Origin of the sequence: Halpernia sp., from assembly GCF_048269545.1 — a bacterium.
GTDB lineage: Bacteria > Bacteroidota > Bacteroidia > Flavobacteriales > Weeksellaceae > Halpernia.
Map to the genome: position 1 here is coordinate 161,536 of NZ_JBLXIJ010000004.1, position 16,135 is coordinate 177,670.

General features: G+C 31.7%; 16 protein-coding genes. 7 read left to right on the top strand and 9 right to left on the bottom strand.

Annotated elements, in window-relative coordinates; genetic code table 11:
- Positions 1-15: 15 nt before the first annotated feature.
- The 6 genes from ACN0WB_RS07450 to ACN0WB_RS07475 form a co-directional block, all read right to left on the bottom strand.
- Positions 16-1,095 (bottom strand): efflux RND transporter periplasmic adaptor subunit, encoded by a 1,080-nt coding sequence (locus ACN0WB_RS07450; RefSeq protein WP_417430387.1) that lies wholly within the window; start codon positions 1,093-1,095, stop codon positions 16-18.
- Positions 1,096-1,100: 5 nt separating this feature from the next.
- Positions 1,101-2,396, bottom strand: coding sequence for a TolC family protein (locus ACN0WB_RS07455; protein ID WP_417430389.1), 1,296 nt, complete (start codon positions 2,394-2,396; stop codon positions 1,101-1,103).
- A gap of 315 nt (positions 2,397-2,711) precedes the next feature.
- Positions 2,712-3,146, bottom strand: a complete 435-nt coding sequence (locus ACN0WB_RS07460; protein WP_417430391.1) for an OsmC family protein — start codon at positions 3,144-3,146, stop codon at positions 2,712-2,714.
- Positions 3,147-3,151: 5 nt separating this feature from the next.
- The gene (locus ACN0WB_RS07465; RefSeq protein WP_417430393.1) at positions 3,152-3,463 is read right to left on the bottom strand and encodes a rhodanese-like domain-containing protein; all 312 of its coding nucleotides are present in this window, start codon (positions 3,461-3,463) and stop codon (positions 3,152-3,154) included.
- A gap of 231 nt (positions 3,464-3,694) precedes the next feature.
- Positions 3,695-4,303: a Crp/Fnr family transcriptional regulator gene (locus ACN0WB_RS07470; RefSeq protein ID WP_417430395.1), complete on the bottom strand. Its 609-nt coding sequence runs from the start codon at positions 4,301-4,303 to the stop codon at positions 3,695-3,697.
- An 84-nt stretch (positions 4,304-4,387) separates the two neighbouring features.
- Positions 4,388-4,981, bottom strand: a complete 594-nt coding sequence (locus ACN0WB_RS07475) for a pyruvate decarboxylase (protein ID WP_417430397.1) — start codon at positions 4,979-4,981, stop codon at positions 4,388-4,390.
- Between the two features lie 164 nt (positions 4,982-5,145).
- Here ACN0WB_RS07475 and rpsO point away from each other — a divergent pair, with 164 nt between their 5' ends.
- Positions 5,146-5,415: a 30S ribosomal protein S15 gene (gene rpsO, locus ACN0WB_RS07480; RefSeq protein ID WP_417430399.1), complete on the top strand. Its 270-nt coding sequence runs from the start codon at positions 5,146-5,148 to the stop codon at positions 5,413-5,415.
- A gap of 70 nt (positions 5,416-5,485) precedes the next feature.
- On the opposite strand, the gene ACN0WB_RS07485 is transcribed toward rpsO, so the two are convergent.
- Positions 5,486-5,728, bottom strand: coding sequence for a GlsB/YeaQ/YmgE family stress response membrane protein (locus ACN0WB_RS07485; protein WP_417430401.1), 243 nt, complete (start codon positions 5,726-5,728; stop codon positions 5,486-5,488).
- Positions 5,729-6,029: 301 nt separating this feature from the next.
- On the opposite strand from ACN0WB_RS07485, the gene ACN0WB_RS07490 reads away from it, so the two are divergent.
- A complete protein-coding gene (locus ACN0WB_RS07490) occupies positions 6,030-8,225 on the top strand; it encodes a polyribonucleotide nucleotidyltransferase (protein WP_417430403.1) in 2,196 nt (731 codons plus the stop codon).
- A 78-nt stretch (positions 8,226-8,303) separates the two neighbouring features.
- Here ACN0WB_RS07490 and ACN0WB_RS07495 read toward each other — a convergent pair whose 3' ends face one another.
- Positions 8,304-9,491: a DUF1501 domain-containing protein gene (locus tag ACN0WB_RS07495; protein ID WP_417430405.1), complete on the bottom strand. Its 1,188-nt coding sequence runs from the start codon at positions 9,489-9,491 to the stop codon at positions 8,304-8,306.
- A gap of 74 nt (positions 9,492-9,565) precedes the next feature.
- Complete coding sequence (locus ACN0WB_RS07500; RefSeq protein ID WP_417430407.1) at positions 9,566-10,942, bottom strand: DUF1800 domain-containing protein; 1,377 nt, start codon at positions 10,940-10,942, stop codon at positions 9,566-9,568.
- Between the two features lie 228 nt (positions 10,943-11,170).
- Between ACN0WB_RS07500 and ACN0WB_RS07505 the strand changes: the two genes are divergently transcribed.
- The 5 genes from ACN0WB_RS07505 to ACN0WB_RS07525 all read left to right on the top strand — a co-directional run bounded on the left by ACN0WB_RS07505 (position 11,171) and on the right by ACN0WB_RS07525 (position 16,000).
- Positions 11,171-11,722: a hypothetical protein gene (locus tag ACN0WB_RS07505; RefSeq protein ID WP_417430409.1), complete on the top strand. Its 552-nt coding sequence runs from the start codon at positions 11,171-11,173 to the stop codon at positions 11,720-11,722.
- A 112-nt stretch (positions 11,723-11,834) separates the two neighbouring features.
- Positions 11,835-12,887 (top strand): glucokinase, encoded by a 1,053-nt coding sequence (locus tag ACN0WB_RS07510; RefSeq protein WP_417430411.1) that lies wholly within the window; start codon positions 11,835-11,837, stop codon positions 12,885-12,887.
- A 69-nt stretch (positions 12,888-12,956) separates the two neighbouring features.
- The gene (locus tag ACN0WB_RS07515) at positions 12,957-13,523 is read left to right on the top strand and encodes a YceI family protein (protein WP_417430413.1); all 567 of its coding nucleotides are present in this window, start codon (positions 12,957-12,959) and stop codon (positions 13,521-13,523) included.
- A gap of 138 nt (positions 13,524-13,661) precedes the next feature.
- Entirely contained in the window at positions 13,662-14,303 is a 642-nt protein-coding gene (locus tag ACN0WB_RS07520) for an alpha/beta hydrolase (protein ID WP_417430415.1), read from the top strand.
- Between the two features lie 278 nt (positions 14,304-14,581).
- Positions 14,582-16,000, top strand: coding sequence for an L-serine ammonia-lyase (locus ACN0WB_RS07525; RefSeq protein ID WP_417430417.1), 1,419 nt, complete (start codon positions 14,582-14,584; stop codon positions 15,998-16,000).
- Positions 16,001-16,135: the final 135 nt, after the last annotated feature.

A 16,135-nucleotide genomic window follows, 5' to 3' on the forward strand; every position in this document is an offset into this window, starting at 1 on the left:
TTTTAAAAAAATTGCTTATTGTTTTACCTTGGCTCCGTTATACAATCTTCCTTGTGCGGAAACAATGTAGGGTTCATCAGCGTTTAGACCAGATAAAATTTCAACTTGATCACCGAATGTTTTACCAGTTTTCACCCAACGAAGAATGGCCGTATTGCTAGAACTTATGGTATAAATTCCCGTTAATTGCCCTTGTTCTACCAATGCAGATTTCGGAATCATCACACTTTCTTGGAAATCTTGGTTTGTTTTTCCGCTATTTTTAAATGGAAATTGCACATTCACAAACATTCCAGATAAAAGGTTTTTGCTGTTGGCAACATTTATTTTCACCAAGTATTGTCCACCAGTGTTTGCAGAAGATTTGCTAATTTCTGCCACTGTGCCGCCAACTTCTTCGTTGGTAGATTTCAAAGTAATTTTCACCGGCATTCCTTGTTTTACTAGCGTTATGTTTTGCTCGGAAACCAAAACTTGCGCTTGCAAATTAGAAGGAGATTCTATGGTTAAAATTGGCATTCCTGGGCTCGCCATATCGCCTTGTTCGGCAAATTTTGCAGTTATGACGCCTGAAATTGGCGCAGTAATATTAGTATATTTGTATTGCGCGTTTACCTCGTTTTTCATGGCTTGTGCTGCTTCTAATCCTGCTTTTGCCATTTCGTAGCGGGATCTCATGTCATCTAATTCTTTTTGAGAAGCACTTTGGCTTTTAAATAAATTCGAAAATCTTTCATAATCTTTTTTAGCACTATTAAAGTTGGCTTGCGCTTGCGATATTTGCGCATTTGCTTGCCCACCTTTCGCTTGTATGTCAGTGCTGTTTATACTTACCAACAGTTGGCCTGCACTTACATTTTGGCCAACTTCAGCACGAAGACTAGTGATGTAGCCCATCATTCTGGTGCTTACATTTACAGAATTTTTGGCTACTAATTTTCCACTTGCGTTTGCAAAAGCGCCTTGAGAATTAGAGTTAGATTGATTAACTGTTACTTGGATTGGCTTTTCTGAATTGGTAACATTTTTATCATCTGATGAGCAACTTGTTGTTATTACACTTAATAATAAAAGTGAATAAAGTATTATTTTCATAGTTTTTATTTTAAAAATTTATAATATTCTAATGCCGTGTTGTATTCGTAAATCGCTTGTTGGTATTCCAATTCTTTTTGCGACATTTGGGTTTCTGCGGAGAGTAAATCCGATGATTTTTCTAAACCTTGGTCGTATCTGTTTTTTCTAATTCTGTACGCTTCTGTACTTTGCTCCCAAGATAATTTGGTAAGCGAGACTTTATTATCTGCATCTAAAACTTGGCGATAAGCCTTGTTGAGTTCCAACTGATTTTGTTTTTGATATTGCTGAATTTCGGTCTGTGCTTTAGATAAATCTGCTTTGTATTTGGCTTGCTCACTTTTTGCTTTTAAGCCATCAAAAACATTCCAAGATAGTTGTAAGCCGACCAAATAGCCATTTGCATCAAATTGATATGGTTTATTATCATACACTTCAAAACTACCGAACGCATTTAATTTTGGTAAAAACTTGGCTTTTGAACTTTTGATGAGGTAATCGTAGGCTTCTAATGATTTTTCATAGGCTTGTAAATCTTTTCTATTTACGTTGAGTTGTGGATTTTTTTCTAATATATTTTCATGATAAGAAAACTCATCTAAAGGTTTGAATACTTTATTTTCAGAATCCTCATTCAATAAAAAATAGATATAATCCGAGGCATTTCTCACATTAGATTTCGCATATTGAATTTGACTATCAATTTCAGAAACACGCACATTCATATACAAAACTTCAGATTTTTGTACCAAGCCATTTTTAAAATAATTGGCAATCACTTTTTTATTTGCTAGTGTCGTTTGTTTTGCTTCTTCTAAAACTTTCACCACTTTGTATGCCATTTGAAGTTGCAAATAGGCTTTGCTTAAATTAAACTGGAGATATTCTTTGCTTCGTTCTGCTTTTATTTTTAAAACATCCACCTGCACTTCACCTGCTTTTTTCTTATAAACCGCATCTTTATTAAAAATAGGTTGCTGAACTTCCAATTTCGTAGCAAAATTGAAAATATTGTCGGGATTGTTTAATCGAGTAGGATCAAAATCCATCATCGTAATTCTTTCTTGATTGAGTTTTGAACCAAACGCCATCAAAGGATTATTAGTAGAAATACCTGTGTAAGATGCAGTTACATTTGGCAAATACATCGCTCTGGTTTCTAGCAAACTCGCTTTTGCAGAATTTACTTCATCATTGGCTAATTTCACTGATAGATTTTGCCCTTCGATTCTTGCTTCCAAATCTTTTTTAGAAATCTGAATAGTATCCTGGCCAAAAATTTGGGTAGAAATAAAGAGTAAAAAGAATATTTTTTTCATTTTTAAATATTTATTTTTTTTAAATTGTTGTTAATAAATCGCTTTTTTAGGTGTTTTTAAATACAAATAATATAATGGCGATTGCATAGAACTTAATTCGATGACAAAAGTAGGTTAGCGAAAAATCTTGTACAGTGATGTTTATCACATAGCCGATAAATAAAGTGTTTTTTTAAATTAATTTAAAAAATCCAGAGGTTACAATTCATCTATTTAAAAAATAATTAGAAGTCATTTTTATACGAATAGTTTTATAATATTAAAAAAACAAAAACCCCGAATTAACGAGGTTCTAAAAATTTTTATTGATGATTTTTAAACAGCAACTACATTCGTATTCATCGTAATTTTTGATTTTATTGAATTTGAAATCAAACAATGTTGTTCTGATTTTTGTAAAACGCGTTCCGCTTTTTCGCGATCGTTTTCATTTACAATCGTTACAGTGGGTTCTAAAATAATTTCCGTCATCAAGAATTTGCCTTCCACTTGTTCTAATTTTCCGTTGGCTTTGCAAGAAAAACTAGTGAATTCTAATTTAGAATTTTCTGCGATAGAAAGAAAAGTCGTCATCAAACAACCTGCAACTGCCGAAGTAAAAAGATGTTCTGGCGACCAAATACCTTCCACACCTTTTGGGAATTGCGGTGGAGTAGCGATTTCTACCTTTTTAGAAAGTTCTGGCGAAGACATTTCACCTTGTCGCTCTTTTGTCCACGCGATATCTACATTATAAAAGTGTGCTTCCATTTTATTTAAATTTTTTCATTCAAGCTCATCCAGCCGCCGCCGTTGTGAACATCGGTATAGCCATTTTTCAAAAGCAAGGATTTTGCAGAGCCGCTTCTCATGCCAGAAGCGCAACAAGTGATGATGGTTTTGTTTTTATCTTTTAATCTTGTGAGATTATTTGGAAGTTGATCCAGAGGGATATTGATGGCATTTTTCACATGGCCACTTGCGAATTCTCCTTTGCTTCGAACATCGAGGATGATGGCTCCTTTTTTTACAAGGTCGGCATAATCTGTTTTAGTGAATCCAAAAAATTCATTTATAGTGTCTAACATAAATTTGTGATTTTAATTGATTTAATGCAGCAAATTTATGTCTGCAAAATTTATTTCACAGTAACTTATATCACAGAACGCAATAAGCAGGGAGAAAATGGAACTTTTTTACTGCAAAAGCGGAAAATTTTAATTTAAAACATCAATGAAAAGACATGAGTATTTAAAAAGTTTTTCAATCCATTTTTTAGAATAGTTAATTTTTGCGGTAAATTATTTATCGGGTAAAACTCAGAGAAGTTCAATTTTATTTCGGTAAAGAATAATAAGATTTTCCTTTTCCATATTTTTCAAGACTCGGCTTGTTGCTTCGCGTGTAATGCCCAATTCATCGGCTAATTGCTGATGTGTCACAGAAATTTCCTTAGTTTGATAGAGTTGTGCTTTTTGTTTGATGAGGTGCAAAAGTCGCATATCTATCTTTTGAAACGCTACAGAATTCACCACATCTAGAAGTTCTTCAAAACGTTTTTGGTAAAGATTAAAAATAAAATCCGTCCAATCTGGATAATTTTTCACCCAAACTTTGGCTTTTTCCGCCGGTATCAACATAATTTCTGCATCTTCTTCCACAATGGCTTTTATTTTTGAAGTTTCATTTTTCATACCAGAAAGAATGGAAACAATGCAACTTTCTCCTGGCGTAATGTAATAAAGTAAAATTTCTCGTCCATCTTCTTCGGTTCTAATCACTTTTATACTACCAGAAATAACTACAGGAATATTTTTAATGTAAGCATCCATGTTTACAATCACTTCACCTGCTGCGAAATGTTTCAAGTTGCCAGAATCTTCGATTTCTTTTACTAAATCGGATTGGAATAGGTCTTTTAAAATCATAAAGTCAAAGTTAATTAAATATAATATAAATCACTAACAGAAAAGATTTATAAAAGTAAGGAAAAATTTATAGAAAAAAGAGTGTTAATTACTTTGGGTAAGCAATTTCCGCTGCATCAAATTATTTCTTCGGATTTCTTGCGACATTTTTTTCAACGCACCTACAGTTCCTATTTTAATTGAGTTTTCTGCGGAACCAAGCATTCTACCATTGGTTTTGAAAGTATCGTAGGAAGTTTCTATTAATAAATTTCCAGATTTGTCATAAAGCTTTAAACTTACAATAACTTGATTAGAAAAAACATATTTTCCAATTCCCACTTTAAAATATTTTACTTTAGGAATTAAAACCGCATCTGCATTATTATTTTTACAAAGTTCTTTAAGGGTTTCTATATCTGTAGAATTATAGATTGCGATAGAATTAATTCTCAATAATTTATAATCGCCAAGGTTTTTTAATTCATCACTTAATGCGCTAAAATATGCGGTATTTGTGGGCTCTTTTATTTCTTCGATATCAGGAAAAACTTCCGGCTCAAAAATTATAATCCGTTGTATTTTTGGAATTTTTATCTGTCGATTAATATATTCCACACGATTTCCAGCTGTTGCACAACTAATTATTATACACGTACTTGCTGTAATAACAATCCCAAAAAATAAAACTTTTTTCATCTGCGATTTACTGTTACAAAAATACAACCATAAATTGAATATTTTAAGAAAACTTTATGATTTAAGAAAATTATTTTTATTAAAGAAGGAATTTATTTTCTTAATTAAACTTTTAATCGTACTTTTGCCGCCGTTACATAATAATCATTTAAAATAATATTGGAATGTACTTAACACCAGAAAAAAAAGCAGAAATCTTCGCTGAACACGGCGTATCTGCAAAAGACACAGGAAGCGCGGAAGGGCAAATTGCACTTTTCACTTACAGAATCAATCACCTTTCAGGTCATTTGAAAAAAAACCATAAAGATTACGCAACAGAAAGATCTCTTGTACTTTTGGTAGGTAAAAGAAAAGCACTTTTGGATTATCTTACTAAAAAAGATATTACAAGATATAGAGCTATTATCGCAAAATTAGGATTAAGAAAATAATCTTGGTTTCCAAAACTAAAAAAAGCAACTCAGAAATGAGTTGCTTTTTTATTTTAATTAAAAAGTTGGTCTAAACCTTACCTCTCGTGAATAAATTTATTATCGCAAGCAATACAATTGCTCCTACAGCGCCTGTTAAAATTTCTCCAACTACGCCAGTTCCTAACATTCCACCTAAAAGCCAATAACCAATAAAACCACCGATAATTCCGACGATTATATTTCCGATTAATCCAAGACTTCCGCCTTTAAAGATTTGAGATCCTAACCAGCCTGCAATGGCTCCGATAATTAATGTCCATAAAATTCCCATAATGTTATTTTTTATAATGTTAAATGTTATTATTAATAAAAATACTATCCAAATTTATGCCGAAATTATGTGAAACTAACTTTTTTTTATTATAAACGAAATTTTGATATTTTAAAATGATTAAAATGTCTAATCTGTTTTTAAATATTTAGTTAATAAATCAACTTAAAAATCAACTTAAAAATCAACTTTTTTGCAAATATTACACTCGCGAAAATTTACTTATCTTTGCACCCGTAAAAACAAAGTTCAATATTAATCGCAATCAATACGGATTGCACAGAAGAAACAATTACAATTTATGAATGCTCCACAAGCAATTATTGAAAAATTTCAATTAAAAGATGGGCGTGAAATTACGCTCGAAACAGGAAAATTAGCGAAACAAGCAGATGGTTCTGTAGTCGTTAGATGTGGCGGAACAATGCTTTTAGCAACGGTTGTCGCAAGTAAAGAAGCCAAAGATGGTGTCGATTTTTTACCTTTAACAGTAGATTATAGAGAAAAATTTTACGCAGGCGGGAAAATTCCAGGAAACTTTTTTAGAAGAGAAGCAAGACCTTCAGATGAAGAAATCTTAACGATGAGATTAGTTGATCGCGTTTTGCGTCCACTTTTCCCATCAGATTTTCATGCAGAAGTACAGGTGATGATTTCACTTATTTCTTATGATAAAGAAGTAATGCCGGAAACTCTTGCAGGTTTAGCCGCTTCTGCAGCAATTGCTATTTCTGATATTCCTTTTAACGGACCAATGTCGGAAGTTAGAGTTGTAAGAATTGACGGAAAACTTTCTGTAAATCCAAGTATGGAAAACGCTGCGAAAGCAGATTTAGATATGATGGTTGGAGGAACGAAAGATTCTATCGTAATGGTAGAAGGTGAAATGAAAGAAATTTCTGAAGCCGAAATGATCGAAGCTATTAAATATGCTCACGAAGAAATTAAAGTTCAGGTTCAGGCGCAAGAAAATTTAGCCGCAAGAATTGAATCTTCAAAAATAAAAAGAGAATATTCCCACGAAAATCACGATGAAGAGATTCGCGAGAAAGTTTGGAAAGAAACTTATGATAAAGTTTACGCTGTTGCAACTTCACCTTCTGCAAAAGAAGAAAGAGCAGAAAACTTTAAAGCTGTTTTAAATGAATTTTTAGAACAATATTCTGAAGAAGAATTAGAAACAGTAAAACCATTCGCAAAAGTATATTACCACGATGTGGAAAAAGAAGCAATGCGTCAAATGATTTTAAATGAAGGCGTTCGTCTTGACGGAAGAAATTCTTCAACCATTCGTCCAATTTGGTCGGAAGTTGATTATCTTCCTGGAGCGCACGGTTCTGCGGTTTTCACAAGAGGAGAAACACAATCTTTAACCGCCGTAACTTTAGGTTCTGTGAAAGATGCAAACATGGTCGATACAGTTGCAATTAACTACGATCAAAAATTCTTTTTACACTACAATTTCCCACCATTTTCTACCGGAGAAGCACGTCCTTTAAGAGGAACTTCTAGAAGAGAAGTTGGACACGGAAATTTAGCGCAAAGAGCTTTGGCAAATATGATTCCGACAGAAAATCCTTACACAATAAGAGTTGTTTCTGACATTTTAGAATCCAATGGTTCGTCTTCTATGGCAACGGTTTGCGCCGGAACTTTAGCATTGATGGATGCAGGAGTTCAAATTACAAGACCAGTTTCTGGAATTGCAATGGGATTAATTACTGATCCAAAATCTGGAAAATTTACCGTACTTTCTGATATTTTAGGTGATGAAGATCATTTAGGTGATATGGATTTTAAAGTAACTGGAACTGAGCGTGGAATTACAGCTTGTCAAATGGATATTAAAATTGAAGGTTTGACCATGGATATTATGGAAACTGCACTTAACCAATCCAAAGAAGGGAGATTACATATTTTAGGAGAAATGTTGAAAACATTAGATCAACCAAGAAATGATGTGAAACCACACGCTCCAAAAATGGAAGTTTTAGAAATTTCTAAAGACTTTATTGGTGCGATTATCGGACCTGGTGGAAAAATTATTCAACAAATGCAGAAAGATTTTGATACTGTAATCGCAATTGAAGAAATTGGCGAAATTGGTAGAATTGAAATTTCTGGTGTGAGTAGAGAAAACATTAATGCAACGATTGCAAAAATTAATGAAATTTGTTTCGTTCCAGTTGTAGGCGAAGTTTACAACGGAAAAGTTGTGAAAGTAATGGATTTCGGCGCGTTTATAGCAATTGCAAAAGGAACAGAAGGTTTACTTCATATTTCTGAAATCGAATGGAGACGTTTGGACAAAGTTCCTTACAACGAAGGCGATATGGTAGAAGTGAAATTTATGGGTTATGACGACCGTAAAAAAATGAAACTTTCTCGCAAAGTCTTATTGGAAAGACCTCCGAGAGAAGAGCGTCCAAATAATGACCGACCAAGAGAAGATCGACCGCAAAACAATGGACCGCGTCAAGACAATAATCAAAACTAAAAAAATTTGATTTTTAAATAAAAACTCCCGCTGCAAAGTGGGAGTTTTTTCTTCATCATTTGTGTGTTACTTTTAATTTTAAACAAAATCATAAATCCCATTTTTCCAACCGAGAATTTTAGAAGAATCTGCATTCAACCAATTTTTTAGAACTGTGGCGTAAACTTTTCGGAAATCTTCGGTGTAAATTAAATCGCCGTCGTTGAGGTTTTGTAAATCAGGAAGTGCGTTTAAAATGCCTTTTTTCTTTAATCCACCAGAAAGAAAAAACATTTGGTTTGCCGTTCCGTGATCGGTTCCATTGCTTGCATTTTGAGAAACGCGGCGTCCAAATTCTGAGAAAGTCATAAGCAAAACATCTTCAAAAAGTCCATTCTTTTTCAAATCTGCGACGAAGGACTTCACAGATTCGTTGATGTCTGCAAATAATTTTTCTTGACGTTGGATTTGGTTAATGTGCGTATCAAAACTCCCCACTTGCAAATAATAAACTTTGGTATTGATGTCAGATTTTATGAGCGAAGCAATGGTTTTGAAATCTTTTCCTAAGGGAGAATTTGGATAAGTTTGATCTGAAGTTTTGCTTTTACTTTTTTCAAAAATATAACCTGCATTATTAATGGTAGAACCGAGAGTTTGATATAAATAATCTACTGTTTCTGTGGAATGATCGTGGTGATCGTTTAAAGTTTTAAAATATTTTTCTTTGCTCGTTTCGTACATTTTCTTGGGATCTTTAAAGGCGAAAGCTTTTTTATTTTTTCCTTTCATCGCCAAACTGAGCATGTCATCAACTTCCAAAGCTTGAGTTGGATGGTCGCAATTATAACAGGCTTCATCTAAATATCTTCCAATCCAACCCGTTTCTAGAAATTCTTTGCTGTCACTTGCAGATTGCCAAATGTCCATACTTCGGAAATGAGATTTGTCGGGATTTGGATAACCAACATTATTTAAAACCGCCATTTCTCCGCGGTCATAAAGTTCCTTGAAATAACTTAAAGCAGGATTTATTCCCACTTCATCTGTTAAATTAAGCGCATTTTTCACCGCAATTGTTTGTCGTTCGCGAAAATAAATGTCATTCTTCATTGGAATAATGGTATTTAAACCGTCATTTCCACCACTAAATTGAAGGACAACTAAAATTCTATTTTTTTGTTCCAAAGCATTGTCAAAAGTCATTGCTTTTAGAAAATTCGGCACCATCAAAGAAGCTGTTGCTAAGGAACTGATTTTTAAAAATTCTCTTCTTTTAAGTATCATTTTTATATTTTTTTTAGAAACAAGATTAAAGAAATAAGATTTCAGATTCTCAATTAAATTACATTAACTAATTATCACATCAACTGATATTCCGGGACGCTCATTATATTTATAATATTCATTTTTATACTTCCGTCGGAAAATTGATTGATGTATTTTCCGTCACCATTTAAACTTTTTTGCAGTAAAATTTCTGAAATATTTTTGTCTTTAAAAAGAATTTCTATTTTTGGCCAATCAATTGTAAAATTTTCGTTGCCATTTTTTTTCTTTTTAATTAAATCTGTACTCATTCCCATTTGCAAATCATCGTCTGCTTTTGGCTTTAAATCTAAAGGGCGAAGTCCACTCCAAATTTGTGGCAATTGCATTCTTAAAAGTAGAGTAGAACTGTCTATCCAAGATTTTCCAAAAGGCCATCCTGCAACATTTGGTGGATAAAGCAACATTTGCCCGAGTAATTTTTGATAAACGATTAAATTTTTAGGATTGTAGATTTTTGTAGGCAAAATTCTTAAAATTCCCGTCATTAATTCTATTGGAGATTTTATTTTTGCTCCAATATTTTTTTCCTCATAAAACCAATCTGAAGTGAAAATTTCCGTCATTAATTTTTTAATATCATAGTTTGAAGCATAGAAATTTTCACTTAAATCTTCTGCAATTTTTTCGTCAATATTTTCATTTACAAAGAATCTATAAATTTTTTTAGTAATAAATTTTGCAGTAATTTTTTGTGTAAGAATAATATCTAAAATGTCATCGCCATTGAAATTTCCTGTTTTGCCTAAAAAAGTTTTACTTTCTGAATCGTGAAAACGTGGTCTTTCTTGGAAAGTCCCGTCTTTTCCATAACCCCATCCGGTAAAAGCGCGAGAACCTTCTTTCACATCTTTTTCGGTATAATTCCCGCGTCCCATGGTAAAAAGTTCCATTACTTCTCGTCCGAAATTTTCATTGGGATGTCCTTTTTTATTTTGTTGATTATTTAGAAACTGCAACATTGCAGGAGATTTTGAAACTGCTTTTAGTAAATCACCAAAATTTCCTAATGCATTTTCCCGAATAGTATTAAGTAAATCTTGGTTAAATTGTGGATTAATAATACGAGTTGCGAAATGACCATTCCAGAAAAATGCCATTTTCTCCCGAAGTTGATCTTCGGAATTTAGCATTTCATCAAAGAATTTTAAATTTAATAAAATATTCTGCTCACGATTTTTTTTAGACTTTATCTTTTTTGCATTTGAGTCTAATTTAGAAAATGTGGCATAATCTATTTCCAAATCATTTGAAACGATATTAATTGGTTTGAACTCTTTTTCTGCAATCAATTCCGACAAAAATTGTTTCGTGCTTTTTTTATCTAAATCATTTATTTGGTGAAATTGAATTCCAAAACTTGCTCGTGAAAGCAAATGTTTGTTTTTTATGAAAGTGGAATTAATCATTGCTAAATTTCGCTTTTGGATTTAATAATTTTGATAAAGTTAAACGCATTGATTAAAAATATTTATAAAAATAATTAAACAGACATTTAATTATTTTAATTTTTTTTCTATTATTAAATTATTAATAATCAGTTTATTAAAATCTTAAAGTCTTTCTATTAAAGCATCCGGCAAGTTTTGGCATAATTATTTCAGATACTATACTTTAAAATTAAAAAAATAGTTATTATGAAAATGATTAAAAATTCAATCTTAGGATTAAGTTTAATTACCGCAGGATTATTAAGTGCACAAAGTGCAGATATGACGAATATTCTTAAAATTGGTATCAATGGTGGAGTTGCCGTTCCTACAGGAAATGCTTCTGCAAGTTTTGGTGCAGATTTATCTTACCAAAATTTAGTGACTCCAGGTTTTGGATTGGGTGTTGCAACAGGTTACAATCAATTTTTTGGTAAAGACAACAATAATGATTTTGCCATTATTCCAGTTGCTGCATTATTTAGATTTTACCCAAAACAAATGGGATTTTATGCGGGTGCAGATTTAGGTTATGGATTTATTACAGGAAATGATTATGTAAATTCAACTTCTTCGGTTTTAAGACCAGATGGAGGATTTTATTTAAAACCAGAAATTGGATACCACAATAGAGATTGGAACTTCTTTGTACATTACACAAAAGTTTTTACAGGCGATAAAGGAGAAATTGGAACGCAAAAATACAATGCAGGTACAATTGGAGCAGGAATTGGTTACAATATACCATTAGGAAAATAAATTGAATAATAAAATAAACCTTTTCAAAAATTTGAAAAGGTTTATTTTATTTTATTTTTTTGAAATGTTTTAAAAACATCAATTAATTTATATCTTTGAGAAAAGTAACATTATGAGCGAAACTGCAAAATTCAATCTCTATCTTCCAGGTTTAAATAATCTACAAAATGAAAACTTAAATTTGGTATCTGCAGATATTAGAGCAGATAAAACCACTTTTAATTATTATTATATAAAAGGCGGTGTTTTAGAATTGCAAAAAGAAAATACTTATAATACTTTTGATTTCTCTTCATTTTCTGAAATGTTGAGTCATTTTCTAAATGAAAATAAATTAGAAAAACCATCAAAATTATCTTTGGGTGTTCCAGGTCCTGTAATCAATGGAAAATGTCTTGCAGAAAGATTACCGTGGGCTTTAATAGGCGAAGAAATTAAAAATGAAAGTGGAGTAGAAGCTGTTTATTTAATTAATGATATGGAAGCGACTGCTTATTTTATGGGAAATCTCACTTCACATTGTTTATTACCAATTTATGAACACGGTGGAATTTCTGATGGAAACGTTGCGATTTTATCACCGGGAAATGGATTGGGTGAAGCTGGAATGTTTTGGGACGGAAAATATTTAAGACCATTTGCAACTGAAGGTGGTCATTCAGAATTTTCTCCGAGAACCGATGTTGAAGTGGAATTCTATCAATATTTAAAAGCAATTTACGGTATTGTAAGTTGGGAATCTGTGCTTTCTAAAGAAGGTTTATTTAATATTTACAGATTTTTAAGAGATGTAAAACGCCACAAAGAACCAGAATGGCTTACTGCGAAAATTCAGCAAGGTGAAGATTTCACAGAAGTTATTTGCGCATCTGCCATGGAAGAAAAAGAAATGATTTGTAAATTAACCATGGAAACTTTTATTGATTTCTTAGCGAGAGAAGCAAACAGTTTGGTTTTGAAATTAAAAGCAACCGGCGGATTAATAATTGGCGGAGATATTCCTCTTTCTATTAAAAATTATATAGATAAAGAAAAATTTTACAAAAAATTCATCATTAGTGATAAAATGGAATCTTTACTTAAAGATGTCAATATTTATATTTTACTTAATGATAAAACTATTGCAGCTGGAGCAGCTTATTACGGTGCATTTCATTCAAATTAATTACTAACTTATCCTATGTTAATTTTCTTCGAACATTTTAAATATATCTTTGCAGCTTAAATTTAATATATGAAAAAATTATTCTTAAGCTTCATCTTTATAGGAAGTTTAATGTCTGCACAAACTAAGAAAGTTTCATCTTCAGATATTCATTGGTGGGGTTATAAAGTGGCAAAAACAGAAGCTTCTTCACATAACGGAACAATCAATTTGAAATCTGGATCTGTAATAATGAAAGGTAATAATATTATTGGAGGCACTTTTCTTTTGGATATGACGAGTATTAATTCTGAAGATTTAACAGGAGAATATCAAACCAAATTAAACAATCACTTAAAAACTGGCGATTTTTTTGAAGTTGAGAAATTTCCAACAGCATCTTATACAATTACTTCTGTCGTTAAAAATAATAATAAAACTTTTCCTTTTTTAGTAAAAGGAAATTTAACTGCGAAAGGCGTTACAAAACCAGTGAATTTCCCAGCAATAATAGGAATGAATAAAGGTTTATTAACTTTAAAATCTGATAAATTCTCTTTTAATCGGCAAGATTTCGGAATTGCTTATCAAATAACTATGAAAGACGTTTTCATAAAAGATGACATCGATTTGCAAATTAGTTTACAAGCAAAATAAATAAAAAATTTTTATAATTAAAAAGCAGTTTTCGAACTGCTTTTTTTATTTTTACAAATATGAAATGGTTCTGATTTTATTTTATATAAAATTATATTTATTTCACATTTGAATTTTAAAAAACAATAAAATCTACAAATGAAAGTTTACGTAATTAGTGGTTTGGGCGCAGATTTTAAAGTTTTAGAAAAACTAAAATTTAATTCAAATTTAGAAATTGTTTTTATTGATTGGTTAATTCCAAAATCAAATGAAACTTTTAAAAATTATGTCTCAAGAATGGCAGAAACTATTTCTATAGAAGAAGATTTTTATCTTTTAGGTTATTCTTTCGGTGGTATTTTAGTACAAGAAATTCATAAAATAAAACCGGCTAAAAAAATATTAATTTTAGGGTGTATTAAATCTGATGAAGAGAAATCTTTTGTAATGAAAGCTGGGAAAATGACGAAGATTACTGCGATTTTACCTTTAAAATTTTATGGTGCAATTCCTGCGGAATCTTATGGATTTATCCGCAGAATCTTTGATTCTAAAAACTCAAATATCATGACTTATTTTCGCGTGAGAGATCCTTATTATTTGAAATGGTCAATTCAAAAAATTATCGAGTGGAAAATGGAAAAAATTCCTGAAGTAATTCAAATCTTGGGAGAAAAAGATTTAGTTTTCCCCTTAAAAAATAGCCACCCAAATTACGTTATAAAAGATGGAACTCATTTATTTCCTTTAACTAAAAACAAAGAAGTTTCAGAAATTTTGGCAAAAGAATTTATTTAAATTAAAGATATTTCCAAGTTTGTCTTAAAGATTTTAACAGACTAATTTAAAGATTTACTCAAAATTCGCTAACTAAAACAAAGTAATTTTTTTATATTTTGACGAAGTAAAAAATTCTTTTTGAATTTTAACCATTATTTATTTCAACTTTTAAAATAAAAACATATTTTGTTCTCTGGTCTTTAAAAACTACTGCAAATTCTACTAAAACCAATTTTTTAATTCTAAAGTTAGTTTCAAATTTTTATCTTTGTTAATAATCATTTTTCAAAAAAATCATGCAATCTATAAGTGTATTTGAAATCATAAAAATCGGAATTGGTCCTTCTTCTTCCCATACAATGGGACCATGGAATGCAGCAGAAATTTTTCTAAATCAAATTAGAAGAGATAATAATTTGCAAAATGTGAAAGAAATTAATGTAGAATTCTTCGGCTCTCTCGCAAAAACGGGAATTGGTCATGGAACTGATATTGCTGGAATGCTCGGTTTGAGCGGTGAAAATTTTAAAACAATTGATACTAAAAAAATTACTGAAAAAGTAGATTTGATTAAAAATAGCAAAATGATTAATCTGGGTGGAGAAAAATTAATTCCTTTTGTTTACGGTAAAAATTTAATTTTAAATAAAGAAAAATCTTTGGAATTTCATCCAAATGGAATGATTTTCACTGCGGTTTTTGAAAATGGTGAAATATTAAGTCAAGATTATTATTCTGTTGGAGGAGGTTTCGTTGCAACCAAAGAAGAAAATTCCATGGAAGAAATGTGCATCAGAACTTTGTATCCGTGTCATAAAGCAGCAGATTTAAGAAAATATTGCGAACAATTAAATTTAGATAAAATCTCAGATTTAGTTTTGCTCAACGAAGAATCTTGGAGAACTCAGGTAGAAACTCGTTCCGAAGCACTTTATATTTGGTCTCAAATAAAAGAATGTATTTATAAAGGCGTAAATAAAGAAGGAATTTTACCGGGCGGATTAAATGTAACGCGCCGTGCCGCAAATATTAATCGCAAACTTTTGGGTGATAAAATTTACACCAATATGGATGAATGGTTTCAATTGGTTGTAGATGCAGAAGAAACTTTTACCACAATTAATAAGTGGGTTTCTTGTTTTGCATTGGCTGTAAATGAAGAAAATGCAAGTTTTGGTAGAATAATAACTGCACCTACAAACGGCGCAAGTGGTGTAATTCCTGCGGTTTTAATGTTTGCACAAGCTTTTACAGAATTTACAAGCGAAGAAGATATTGTAAGATTTATTTTAGTTGCGGGAGAAATTGGAACTTTATTCAAAAAGAATGCGACAATTTCTGCTGCAATGGGCGGTTGTCAAGCAGAAATTGGGGTTTCTTCGGCGATGGCTGCAGCTGGTTTAACAGAAATTATGGGCGGAACTCCTGGTCAAGTTTTGATGGCGGCAGAAATTGCAATGGAACATCATCTGGGTTTAACTTGTGATCCAATTGGTGGTTTGGTGCAAATTCCGTGTATTGAAAGAAATTCTATGGGTGCAATGAAAGCAATAACGGCTGCAAATATTGCGTTGGAAAGTGACCCGGAAAAAGCAAAAGTTTCACTCGATCAAGTCATTCAAACGATGTGGGAAACTGCACTTGGAATGAATGAGCGATTTAAGGAAACCTCTGAAGGTGGACTTGCAATTGCAGTGAATTTAGCGGAGTGTTAAGAATGAAATATTTCTACTCTAACTGACGAAATATTTTCACGTCACTTCGAGTAATGGAGCGAAGCGGAATGTATCGAGAAGTTTTGGAAAAGGAAAGTTCTCGATACGAAATATTTCTCCGGTTTGCTGCGAAAT

Bases quoted from the DNA above. Each gene is read 5' to 3' on its own strand.
- ACN0WB_RS07505 (WP_417430409.1), top strand. From the start codon at position 11,171: ATGAAAATGATTAAAAATTCAATCTTAGGATTAAGTTTAATTACCGCA.
- ACN0WB_RS07495 (WP_417430405.1), bottom strand. From the start codon at position 9,491: ATGATACTTAAAAGAAGAGAATTTTTAAAAATCAGTTCCTTAGCAACA.
- ACN0WB_RS07490 (WP_417430403.1), top strand. From the start codon at position 6,030: ATGAATGCTCCACAAGCAATTATTGAAAAATTTCAATTAAAAGATGGG.
- ACN0WB_RS07475 (WP_417430397.1), bottom strand. From the start codon at position 4,981: ATGAAAAAAGTTTTATTTTTTGGGATTGTTATTACAGCAAGTACGTGT.
- ACN0WB_RS07470 (WP_417430395.1), bottom strand. From the start codon at position 4,303: ATGATTTTAAAAGACCTATTCCAATCCGATTTAGTAAAAGAAATCGAA.
- ACN0WB_RS07500 (WP_417430407.1), bottom strand. From the start codon at position 10,942: ATGATTAATTCCACTTTCATAAAAAACAAACATTTGCTTTCACGAGCA.
- ACN0WB_RS07510 (WP_417430411.1), top strand. From the start codon at position 11,835: ATGAGCGAAACTGCAAAATTCAATCTCTATCTTCCAGGTTTAAATAAT.
- ACN0WB_RS07465 (WP_417430393.1), bottom strand. From the start codon at position 3,463: ATGTTAGACACTATAAATGAATTTTTTGGATTCACTAAAACAGATTAT.
- ACN0WB_RS07455 (WP_417430389.1), bottom strand. From the start codon at position 2,396: ATGAAAAAAATATTCTTTTTACTCTTTATTTCTACCCAAATTTTTGGC.
- ACN0WB_RS07450 (WP_417430387.1), bottom strand. From the start codon at position 1,095: ATGAAAATAATACTTTATTCACTTTTATTATTAAGTGTAATAACAACA.
- ACN0WB_RS07485 (WP_417430401.1), bottom strand. From the start codon at position 5,728: ATGGGAATTTTATGGACATTAATTATCGGAGCCATTGCAGGCTGGTTA.
- ACN0WB_RS07515 (WP_417430413.1), top strand. From the start codon at position 12,957: ATGAAAAAATTATTCTTAAGCTTCATCTTTATAGGAAGTTTAATGTCT.
- rpsO (WP_417430399.1), top strand. From the start codon at position 5,146: ATGTACTTAACACCAGAAAAAAAAGCAGAAATCTTCGCTGAACACGGC.
- ACN0WB_RS07460 (WP_417430391.1), bottom strand. From the start codon at position 3,146: ATGGAAGCACACTTTTATAATGTAGATATCGCGTGGACAAAAGAGCGA.
- ACN0WB_RS07520 (WP_417430415.1), top strand. From the start codon at position 13,662: ATGAAAGTTTACGTAATTAGTGGTTTGGGCGCAGATTTTAAAGTTTTA.
- ACN0WB_RS07525 (WP_417430417.1), top strand. From the start codon at position 14,582: ATGCAATCTATAAGTGTATTTGAAATCATAAAAATCGGAATTGGTCCT.